General features: G+C 45.2%; 13 protein-coding genes. 3 read left to right on the plus strand and 10 right to left on the minus strand.

Features of this window, described 5'->3' with window-relative positions:
• Window positions 1-370: 370 nt before the first annotated feature.
• The 3 genes from GON22_RS22025 to GON22_RS22035 are packed head-to-tail and all read right to left on the minus strand — an operon-like array spanning window position 371 to window position 2288.
• Window positions 371-745: a PH domain-containing protein gene (locus GON22_RS22025; RefSeq protein ID WP_160398269.1), complete on the minus strand. Its 375-nt coding sequence runs from the start codon at window positions 743-745 to the stop codon at window positions 371-373.
• A gap of 15 nt (window positions 746-760) precedes the next feature.
• Window positions 761-2008, minus strand: coding sequence for a phospholipase D-like domain-containing protein (locus tag GON22_RS22030; protein ID WP_160398270.1), 1248 nt, complete (start codon window positions 2006-2008; stop codon window positions 761-763).
• 28 nt (window positions 2009-2036) lie between these two features.
• The gene (locus tag GON22_RS22035; protein ID WP_160398271.1) at window positions 2037-2288 is read right to left on the minus strand and encodes a hypothetical protein; all 252 of its coding nucleotides are present in this window, start codon (window positions 2286-2288) and stop codon (window positions 2037-2039) included.
• 237 nt (window positions 2289-2525) lie between these two features.
• Between GON22_RS22035 and GON22_RS22040 the strand changes: the two genes are divergently transcribed.
• Window positions 2526-2993 (plus strand): DNA mismatch endonuclease Vsr, encoded by a 468-nt coding sequence (locus GON22_RS22040; protein ID WP_160398272.1) that lies wholly within the window; start codon window positions 2526-2528, stop codon window positions 2991-2993.
• On the opposite strand, the gene GON22_RS22045 is transcribed toward GON22_RS22040, so the two are convergent.
• The 4 genes from GON22_RS22045 to GON22_RS22055 all read right to left on the minus strand — a co-directional run bounded on the left by GON22_RS22045 (window position 2939) and on the right by GON22_RS22055 (window position 5900).
• On the minus strand, window positions 2939-3415 hold the full coding sequence (locus GON22_RS22045; protein ID WP_160398273.1) for a hypothetical protein: 477 nt from the start codon (window positions 3413-3415) through the stop codon (window positions 2939-2941). The two genes, GON22_RS22040 and GON22_RS22045, sit on opposite strands and share 55 nt — an antisense overlap.
• Before the next feature lie 105 nt (window positions 3416-3520).
• Complete coding sequence (locus GON22_RS26260; RefSeq protein ID WP_237179302.1) at window positions 3521-4090, minus strand: hypothetical protein; 570 nt, start codon at window positions 4088-4090, stop codon at window positions 3521-3523.
• Window positions 4091-4124: 34 nt separating this feature from the next.
• Window positions 4125-4568, minus strand: a complete 444-nt coding sequence (locus GON22_RS26265; protein WP_237179303.1) for an FAD-dependent oxidoreductase — start codon at window positions 4566-4568, stop codon at window positions 4125-4127.
• 138 nt (window positions 4569-4706) lie between these two features.
• The gene (locus GON22_RS22055) at window positions 4707-5900 is read right to left on the minus strand and encodes a GGDEF domain-containing protein (RefSeq protein ID WP_160398274.1); all 1194 of its coding nucleotides are present in this window, start codon (window positions 5898-5900) and stop codon (window positions 4707-4709) included.
• Between the two features lie 229 nt (window positions 5901-6129).
• Between GON22_RS22055 and GON22_RS22060 the strand changes: the two genes are divergently transcribed.
• Window positions 6130-6759 (plus strand): YfbR-like 5'-deoxynucleotidase, encoded by a 630-nt coding sequence (locus GON22_RS22060; RefSeq protein WP_160398275.1) that lies wholly within the window; start codon window positions 6130-6132, stop codon window positions 6757-6759.
• A 118-nt stretch (window positions 6760-6877) separates the two neighbouring features.
• Here the strand turns inward: GON22_RS22060 and GON22_RS22065 are convergent, their stop codons facing one another.
• The 3 genes from GON22_RS22065 to GON22_RS22075 all read right to left on the minus strand — a co-directional run bounded on the left by GON22_RS22065 (window position 6878) and on the right by GON22_RS22075 (window position 9268).
• Entirely contained in the window at window positions 6878-8143 is a 1266-nt protein-coding gene (locus tag GON22_RS22065) for an MFS transporter (protein WP_160398276.1), read from the minus strand.
• Window positions 8144-8326: 183 nt separating this feature from the next.
• Window positions 8327-8779, minus strand: a complete 453-nt coding sequence (locus GON22_RS22070; RefSeq protein ID WP_160398277.1) for a hypothetical protein — start codon at window positions 8777-8779, stop codon at window positions 8327-8329.
• A gap of 24 nt (window positions 8780-8803) precedes the next feature.
• Entirely contained in the window at window positions 8804-9268 is a 465-nt protein-coding gene (locus GON22_RS22075; RefSeq protein ID WP_160398278.1) for a hypothetical protein, read from the minus strand.
• Between the two features lie 220 nt (window positions 9269-9488).
• Between GON22_RS22075 and GON22_RS22080 the strand changes: the two genes are divergently transcribed.
• On the plus strand, window positions 9489-9752 hold a 264-nt coding region (locus GON22_RS22080; protein WP_160398279.1), incomplete at its 3' end, for a transposase.

Below are 9752 nucleotides of genomic sequence, written 5' to 3' on the forward strand. Positions count from 1 at the left end.
AAATGTTCTGCACTCATCAGGCGAAGTTCATCCACGGACATGCTTATGGTTTTCCCACAATAACGCTGAAGCGCATCTAAAATTGAATATTGCCCCTTCTGATTTAGCTGCTCAAACTTTGAATCTCTTATCCCGCAATCAAACTTGAGGACACCCTTCGTTGGAAATTCTAACGGACTGAGCAGCCCTTATTTGATCAAATTCGGACTCATTTGTGTTCTAACGGACCGAGCAGCCGCTATTTGGCGAATATCGACTCCAAGAGGCAGTAAATTAGCTAAATAACGGCCGTGGTGTCCGTTACAATTCGCAAAGGGCACTTTTGGAGGGGATAGCGACTCTGAGGTCCGTTAGATCAATCCCCTAGCGATTAATCCCGCAAAAGCGCGTTGGCGATCAGCATGTCAAACTTGCGAATATCTACGCCTTTTTGCAATTTCACTTTGATATGCCCCGCCCGTGTCCACAACTCCACCTCTGCATTAAAGTCGAGAAACCCGCCTGCGTTCTCTGTGGACCACATATTAATGGATGAATAAGGAAGAGAGTATATCTCTACCTTTTTGCCTGTAATGCCTTGCACATCTTTCACAATCAGCCTTTTATTCGTAAATACAGCCGTATCCCGAAAGGTTTTATACGCGGCAACCGCCACTTCCCCTGTCACTAGCAAAGCATTAATGTCCTGTGGGATTGGGCACTCCGATACTAAAGTCCATTCCAAAATACTTTGTGTTCCTGCCATCTGCCTGACCCCCTATTATACTGTATTGGCTTTTCCCCATAACGTTTGAAAATGCGCTTCATACTGCCCCGTTAGTTCTGCATCCTCAATAAAATGAAAACTATTAATTTCTGAGAAACAATTTTGCATACGATTATCCTGTATATTCGCAGCATATTGCATCTTGTGTGGATAACGCCACGCAAACTGGGTTGGGGTTATGTTTGCAGTCATCACAATGATTTTATCATCCACGATGATGAATTTATCATGAATGATTGGGGACCAAAATCGTTGCTCTACATTGCTCCACCGTTTCAAGTAGGCCTCTGTGAGATGCGTCCTCTTGCCTTGTGCCTGATTATCCGCCCTCGTCTGCTTCAACGCCTTTATTTCAACCGATGGATCCCGGCCCGCTAGCTCACCGAGAGCTGTTACAATACTTTTTGCTGCTTTATCGAAAGGATCTATATCCATAAAATGCTGTGCGCACAGGTATACTCTGCGCTTCGCAGACTGGATAAACGCAATTATTTGATCCTGTACAAAATGGTTGCTGCCCCGCCCGCCATAAGCAATAAAAGGAGCACTGTAATAACAACCCTGATACTCATCAGCCTCAAGGGCTGTTGGCTCAACCAGATATTCGGAATCACATTTCGTACCGGAAAAATCTTTATATTCAGCAAGCGATAAAGAATGCTTTTCCAACAAGCCAAAGTACGTTTTGAACATCGCCGCCGTATTCGGTTCATTTTCGATAACTAACAAATTATCACTATGTGGAGGATCGGCATAAGCAAGATTGCTGGATAAGCTAATGCATTTCGTGCTGCCATCCCTCAGCTCTATAAGTATCGATTTATTGTGTAAACTGTACGCTTCCTTGCCACGGGAGTAATGCTGTTTGTACCACTGATACGTATGTGGGAAGAGACGAAGGCTTATTTTCGGGAAATTTCCATCTTCTATACGTTTATATATTCCCTTTGCATAGTCGAATTTAGAAGAGGCCCCTCTTGCACTCGTTTCTGGATTATATATATTCACTGTTTGCTTAGAATACCCATTTAAAGGGATCGAATAGATATGCACCGAACAGCCTTGTGCACTTAATTGTTCAAGCTTCTCGTGCAGATAGAGATTATTGTATAAGAACAATGATAGTTTTATATTTGCTGCATTTTGTAATTCTTCAATCAACCGATCCAGCAAGTAAGGCGAGCTGCCTCTTGGCTTCATTACGGTATCTATTGGAATGTCGAAATAGGCTCTATATGCCAAATTCTCCGCCCCCTATTCTAGATGACATCTATCCGAACTTCCTCTGTGTATATTGTACTCTGCTCAATTTCGCCGAAATCTTAATCGGATTCGAATGTTGCAAGCGGATAATAACATCTGTCTTGTTGTTCCTATCTCCTCCAATCCGTTCCGATGCAATAATTCCCGTGCCCTGCGTGATGCCTAGATCGAGCAGCCATTGCGGCAACTGATTAGGAATGCTTTCGGCGTTAGCAGCTCTTCTAATTGCATGTTCCAGCTGGTCGGATGCTATTGACATGTAATCGCCTCTGTTCCATGATGTATGCGACATAAGACCTATATAAAACCTAATATTCGACAATTTCCTGCATTTCCCTTTTAAATTACGCATGCAAAAAAAAGATTACGGGTTTCCGTAATCTAGAAAAAGAAAAGATAAGCTTTATCCGGTTTCTGAAAAAGCCTTGCTATGGGCAGGATGATAAATGGGGCGCACCATAAACGGCCCTTCTATCACGCTTGGAGGCGAATTGACGTGCCGGATAAATTTTCGAAAGAAACTAGAAGCAAAATCATGCGGTCCATCAAATCTAAAACGAAAATGGAGGACCGGGTCTGCAAAGCATTATGGAACAAGGGCCTGCGATTTCGCAGAAATATAAAAGACCTTCCGGGCAAGCCCGATATCGCGTGGAAAAAATATAAAGCAGCCGTATTTCTCGACTCCTGTTATTGGCATGTTTGTGATATTCACGGCCATATCCCCCAGTCCAATGTTGAATATTGGAGCAAGAAGCTTTCAAGAAATAAAGAGCGTGATCAAGTGAATACCGCGCATTATTTAAGCTCAGGCTGGAAGGTTCTTCGCGTGTGGGAGCATCAAATAAAAGAGGATTTTGACGGCACGATTGACTTGATTATTGATTTTTATGAGCAAGCAAAAGGCGCTCAGAATCGCACGGAAATTGAATCCTCATCCGTCACAAAATCAGGCGTGCATTGAACGGATTGATAATTGGGCGATTTGATATCCATATCGAATACACAGAGCTGTTTCTGTACCTGATAACGGCCATCGGTTCGAACAAGCGCATACTCCGCTTCAGGCAGTACGCCTAAACCATCACCATAGTCCAGCGCAACGGAGGCCGTTATACGGCCAGGCATAGAGAGATCAATTTTGCTAATAGCAAAACCCAGCAGAGGCTCCCCATCGCGGCCGTTCGTTTTCATTATTCCGGTAAAATAATCATTAAACATCTGCTTGGCGGATTCGTATGGATGCTGCTGGAACTCTTCAACAGGCTGGCTTGTCTTTTCTTCGAGGGACCGGGCAGAGCTTTGCGCGTTGGCAATGGAAATCCCTAAACATAATACAATTAGGAGCCCAACTAAGAGTGAAGCGAACTTTTTGTTTAGTGCCATTTTTCCACTCCTTATACTTAATACCATTTATTACAGAATACGAGTTGGGGTTGGATTAAGTTTTGGGTTTGCCTTCGTTCAAGAATGATATCCCATAATCTAGAACTATTTCCCACGAAAAACCCTCTTCAGCATCGAAGGCTGAAAGAACGCAGTAGAGGAACGCTTCAGATTCATCACTTGCGCCAATCGCAAATACACCACGCTGTCATGGGCAGATGCTCGATATATTTTCTTGGTGAACCACTTTTGTACCCCGATTCCGAACCTCTTGCCAATAATAGCTGGATGCCTATACGCTTCGACGAGCGCCATGTTCCACGGATCATCAGTAAGTTTGGGCAACTTATCCCAATAGTTTTTGATCACCGTATCCATCGACTCGCCGTTTGCGATGCGCCCCAGCTCCGCATGCAAGGCTTCCGCCTCCATTGCAGCTACCGTCATCCCTTGGCCATACAGCGGGTCGAATCGGCAATATGCATCCCCAATCATGATGAAACGGTTAGGAAGCTTATCGATGATATTGCGCCGTTTGCGTGATTGCGAGGAAATTTTATAAATTTTCAGCTCACTGATAGGCGTCGCCTTTTGAATAAAACGATAAATATCCGGTTGGGGAAGCTGCTTCGCAATTTGCTCGAACTCCTCCTCAGTCTGGGGAGGTTCCTTCAAGTATCCTCCTAGCGTAATTCCAACTTGTTCATTTTCAAAAGGAATGACAACCCCTACATAGGGCTGCTCCGGCAGTTGAGCTGATATTCGAAAGCCCCTCTACCCGCTTACGGACATGATGCTCAATGAACGGGCGGGTTTGCTGCACCATCCGGATTCCACTCTGGAACCGCTTCTTCCATTGCCCAAAATGGAACCACTCCAGATCATTCGTAAAATCGGTAACGACACTCCCGTTCTGAATCATTTCCTCAATAATGCCCGGAAACAGCCCTTCGAGAATCTCCTGGCCCCGTTCGAGCAAAATATGGGAATGATGGCTTTGCGGAACCTTGTTTCGGGGCGTTGGGCCATCCGGAGAAGCATCCGCTTCAACGATGATGACTTCATGAAAGCTATCAGACAGCGCTCTCGCCGCAAGCAACCCCGCAATACTGCCGCCGATCACGATCGCTCGCCCTGCTCTTTTTTGCAACATATTGGGCCAAACCCTCCGCTACTATTGAAATTTTTATTGATTATACCATGAATTTCAAGCTGGTAAGCGGAGTAGTTAAATCGCATGATAGACAGAAAAACCACCGCCTCGTGGGGCAGTGGTTTACGTAGAACCATTTTATCCGCTCAACTCTTTGCGAACATCCAAATATTGATCAAGCCGTGCGCGATGCACATAATTACGCCCTTTGTTTTTAGCGATATACAACGCCTTGTCGCAAGAGGAATAAAGCGCATTTAACTGGGTCTGCCGATCTGGAACAATCGTAAGAACCCCTATGCTAATCGTATAAGATGCGGGCAATCCTCGAGAGGCTGCATCCCCTAGCGACGCTTTTATTTTCTCGACCACACTATCAGACGCTATCTCATCCTTCCCAAGCAGCATGATGCCAAACTCGTCACCACCGTAACGGACAAACAACGCTTCCCCATCCAATTCGCTTTGGATTTGTGACGTCATATCCTGCAGCACATCGTCCCCCGCCATATGGCCGAACGTATCGTTTATTACTTTAAAATGATCAATATCGAACAACACAAAGGAAATCGGAGCCCTCCTCTTCGCATGTTCGGCAAGGCAACGGTTCGCCTCCAAAGCAAACGTCCTGCGGTTCAACGTCTTCGTTAAATCGTCGTAGCTAGCCAACCGAACCAGCTCTTGATCCGATTTCTCCTTCAGCAACAGCACGAACCCCGAATTTTCCACGATCATGAGAAGAAAAAGCGACAAAACCATAAGCGTCTCATAAATGCCAGGCGAAAACACCTGTATACGGCTGCCCGTCAATAACGCGCTGGCCCCTTTTAAACATCCCATTGCAAAAACAAGTACATATAGAAAACCCGTAACTCTTGTGAGCGCAGTCGCCGATCTTTGAATCAACATGCGATACACCGGGAACAAAAGCACTGTAGAAACAATCGAGGAATACGCCACCCGCACACTTTCTTTATTATAAAAAAGCTCCAGCAACGCAAATCCGACGATACTTAGTGCCGTTAATGCATAATATATCCTTCTTGTCCTTGGACGCAGCTCCTCTCGGAGACTAAGCAGGGCCATAATCTCACAAGTAGCGGCTATGTACAGCATTGCGTTAATAATTAATAGATAGAGCATGCTCGGATGCTCTGGGCGAAGCGCTGAACCTAGCCATGCGACAGACTCCGCGCACTTGCCTAGCAAGAATAAGTGAAGCAATTTATTTTTGGGCTGGCCATACCAATAAGCGCCGATCAGGATTGAAGTAAATAAATGCCCTAATCCGATCAACACTAGAACCGTTTTTGTATCTATATGCAAATTCATTATATCTGCCACCAACTTACGAAGGTTATTTAAATTTTTTGTTTATTTAGCATTTTCCATAAAACTTAATAAAAGTATATCACATAAACAACCCGCGATTTGTTGAAATAACGTGTAGGGGTTAGGAGGAGTTATTTCCCTGTTCGAGTTAATCGTCGATTAACAAATCCAATCTATACTAAGCGTAATCTAACATTTCATCCCTTTTTCAAAGAAAGGAATCCACTCTATGGGCATCCATACGTATTTTCAATCGTTGACTGATTTAGAGAGAATCATTCGCTGCCCAGGTAAATTCAAATATCAGGAGCATAGCGTTTCCGCCCATTCTTGGAAAGTCGTCCAATATGCCAAGACGTTAGCCGATATTGAAGAAAGCAATGGAGTCGCCGTGGATTGGAAAAAGTTATATGAAATCACTAGCAGCCATGATTACGGAGAAATTTTTATCGGGGATATTAAAACGCCCGTGAAGCACTATTCGCTAGAACTGCGAGCCATGCTGCAAAAAGTAGAAGAAGGAATGGTCGAGCATTTCATCGAAGACCATATTCCCGAGGATTTCAAGCCCATCTTCCGCAGACAGCTGCGCGAAGGCAAAGACAACTCAGTAGAAGGGCAAATATTAGAAGTCGCCGACAAAATGGATCAAATCTACGAGGCCTTCGCAGAGCTGCAATTAGGGAATACAGAAAAAGAATTTATCGTCATGTACCGAAATGCCCTTATCAAAATCAAACAAATCAACCTTCATTGTGTGGATTATTTTCTGCAAAATATTTTGCCCGACTTAGTTCGAGAGGGCTCTAGATCGCCCATCGATATTGAAACGATTACGAAGGAAGCGTTGGCTTCTTAGTATCAGTTCTGTTATTCCGATAGCAAAAATCCACTACCGTAAGCGGTAGTGGATTTAGATGATCTTCTTCAGCAGATTACCCCTTCACACTGCCCGCGGTAACCCCTTCCCGGTCGAATCATACATTACTTTTTGCATTAGGTGCTTGTTTACGCAACTCCCAACCGAATACAACTAGAATCGGTGACAGCAGCACGGCGGCGACCACAAGCGACGCTCGTACCGACAGGCGATTGCCTATCCAGCCAATAAGCGGGCCACCTGCAGATTGTCCGAGCGCGTCCGACTGGCTAATCATTGAAAGTACGGTGGCACGGACTTTGCTTTCGATGTTCATATTCAGCCACGTATCGTACATGGGTCCGCTGATAGACCCGATCACGCCAATTGCCAGCAGGGAGCTGAGCGCCCAAGTAAAGCTCGGAGAGAGGGCAAATGATAGAAGTGCGACGATGCGCAGCCCTGTCAACATGATCATTCCTACGATGACCACGCGTTCGTTTCCCGTATCTAGCCGCTTCTCGGCAATCCTCACGGCGAACAGACTGAGGGAGGTGGAGAGAACGGAAATCAGGCCGAACCACATGGCCATCGAGAGCGATGCTCCTTGAGGGAAGCCGACATCAATGATCAGATACGCTTCCCATAGCCGGTCATATCCTTCGGACGCTGCGCCACTGAACAGTGTGACGACAAGGATCATCAGCAACACCGGATGACCACGTACCACCTTTGCCCCGGTCACCCACGTTGTTCTCATGTTCTGCCAGTGCGAGGATTCGGCGGTGCGCTCTGAACGAACGAACTTAGTCTCTTTCATGAAGAGGAGAAGAAAGGCTCCGAGTCCAAGGTACAGTAGACCACCCACCAGATACGGCAGGTTAGGTGCAAGGGTGCATAGCCCGACGCTGAGTACGATACCAATCAGGTTGGCGATCAGACTAAGGCGTTTGGCCCGCATGAATATGCGGCCGATGTTCTCTTCGCCGACTTCATCGACAATCCAAGCTGTGCCAGCGCCGCTGAGGAATGTCTCGCCAATGCCGCGAATGAATTCTGAGAATAGAAGCCAGATGAACAACGAGATCAAAGGGCTCATCGACCCGAGCCACGGCACGCTGCCCTCAAGCATGTACGCACCGCCGATCACAAACATCCCCAGGATTACTGAGGTGCGCCGACTATATGTATCGGCTACTACGCCTGTAATACCTTCGAAAATCAATACGGTTACTTCCAGAACTGTTCCTACCATCAGCAGTTCAAATGGGTTCAGCCCAAGCGTTGTAATGTAATAGACCGCATAGGTTGTAAACATCGTAGTATTGGCGAGGGATGTAATAAACATCATTATCATATACACTTGTGAAGTGCGAATTATCATTTAAGCAGTATCCCCTTTTCCATTGCAGCCTTTCCTGTGTAATCAACTTCCCGGTAATTGTAAATATCAGGACTTATGCAATTAGATCGCACGCAGTGGTGCCGCTTGGCGTGATTTGCCGGAAGAACGTTACGGTTCATTGAGACAGCAAACTCATCTACACCCACCTAAGTTACCGCCCCCTCACTTCAAAACCTCATCCCCCGCCTCATCCTTAAACCGAACAACCGGAACCGTCAGATGCGCCGAGACCGTCTTCGTAATGCCGAATACTGTCGTATACTTCACATCCGCATACACATCGATGTCTTTTAATTGCGTGATTTGATAATGCGTCAATTTAATCGGAGGAACCGAGCTATCATTATTGAGCTGCTCCAGCAACTCTCTCGTCACAAAAGACTGAATGTCTTCGTGATTCATATTCACTATGAAATGAGGATTGCTCGGGTCCTCGACTTTAACACGTTCTACAGCACTGTGCTGCACCGTATTAACCGCGTTGTTCATCTTATCATTCAACGCATGCTCAAGAGCATCCCTCTTAGACGTATACTGGTTAGCCCAAATAAGGAATCCGGCCAGCAGCGCAACAATAACTAGCAGTATCCAGAGCCTCGTTCTAGTTAATTTCATGCTCATATTCCCTCCACTACAGCCTTATAAAGGATATTCAAGTTGTTTTGATTGTACATAATATACACGCTCAAAATCTGACTCATAATAACCAACTTTATATTGTGTCATATCTATAAGATCGCTGAACGTATTGGGAAGATCGCAGTTCCACTTGATATCATCAAAATTTACCGGAAAATCCTTCGCATTAGGATTTGGTGTGTGCACGTAAACAGCATCGGCTCCGGCATCTTCCTCATGAATACATACCCAAGTTTGATAAGGCTTGTTTAGTTGTTCCAGCTGTTTCAAAAATCTCGAATATAGCAGCATATGAGCTTTAATGTGTGCTCTTCTCACTTTCAGGCTAGCATTGCCTATACCACCGAAATCAAGATGCCTATGCCAAAAGTCGTACCAAGAATCATCGCCCACATGTAACTGATAATTTCCGGCCAATGACCACAACTTTTTAAAATATCTTTTTTTGCCGCGAAATTTCTTCACCTTAGTCCTCCAAACAAGTTCATTTATTACCCAAATAATACCACATGAGAGTTCCTTGTATACAAACAAAAAGACAGTTGTGGCTTAAATGCCCTAACTGTCTTAACCAAACTTTACTGAAAATCCACCAACTGCCCTTCCCCCGCATCATAAGATATGACCCTGCCCCGAATAGATAGACACATAGAAAACCTCTATAATAAAAGTGGAGGGATTTACTATGGGGCAACGGAAGCAATTTGATAAAGCATTTAAAGAACAGGCGGTATCGCGAATTTTAGCCGGAGAAGCAACGATGGCGGATACGGCGAAGGATCTGAATGTTCATTACACCACAGTTCGAGACTGGGTGAAAAATTATAAGCTTGATGGAGAAAGTGCGTTTCCAGGCAGCGGCCATCTTAAGGAAGAGGATGATGAGATTCGTAAGCTGCGGAAGCAACTGGCGGACCTCAAAGAAGAAAATGATATCCTAAAAAAGGCG

This window comes from Paenibacillus sp. MMS18-CY102 (assembly GCF_009789195.1).
Lineage (GTDB): Bacteria > Bacillota > Bacilli > Paenibacillales > Paenibacillaceae > Paenibacillus_T.

Excerpts from the sequence above, each read along its gene's own strand:
- GON22_RS22065 (WP_160398276.1), bottom strand. The coding sequence starts at position 8,143 with ATGATAATTCGCACTTCACAAGTGTATATGATAATGATGTTTATTACA.
- GON22_RS22025 (WP_160398269.1), bottom strand. The coding sequence starts at position 745 with ATGGCAGGAACACAAAGTATTTTGGAATGGACTTTAGTATCGGAGTGC.
- GON22_RS22045 (WP_160398273.1), bottom strand. The coding sequence starts at position 3,415 with ATGGCACTAAACAAAAAGTTCGCTTCACTCTTAGTTGGGCTCCTAATT.
- GON22_RS22055 (WP_160398274.1), bottom strand. The coding sequence starts at position 5,900 with ATGAATTTGCATATAGATACAAAAACGGTTCTAGTGTTGATCGGATTA.
- GON22_RS22060 (WP_160398275.1), top strand. The coding sequence starts at position 6,130 with ATGGGCATCCATACGTATTTTCAATCGTTGACTGATTTAGAGAGAATC.
- GON22_RS26265 (WP_237179303.1), bottom strand. The coding sequence starts at position 4,568 with ATGTTGCAAAAAAGAGCAGGGCGAGCGATCGTGATCGGCGGCAGTATT.
- GON22_RS22070 (WP_160398277.1), bottom strand. The coding sequence starts at position 8,779 with ATGAAATTAACTAGAACGAGGCTCTGGATACTGCTAGTTATTGTTGCG.
- GON22_RS22035 (WP_160398271.1), bottom strand. The coding sequence starts at position 2,288 with ATGTCAATAGCATCCGACCAGCTGGAACATGCAATTAGAAGAGCTGCT.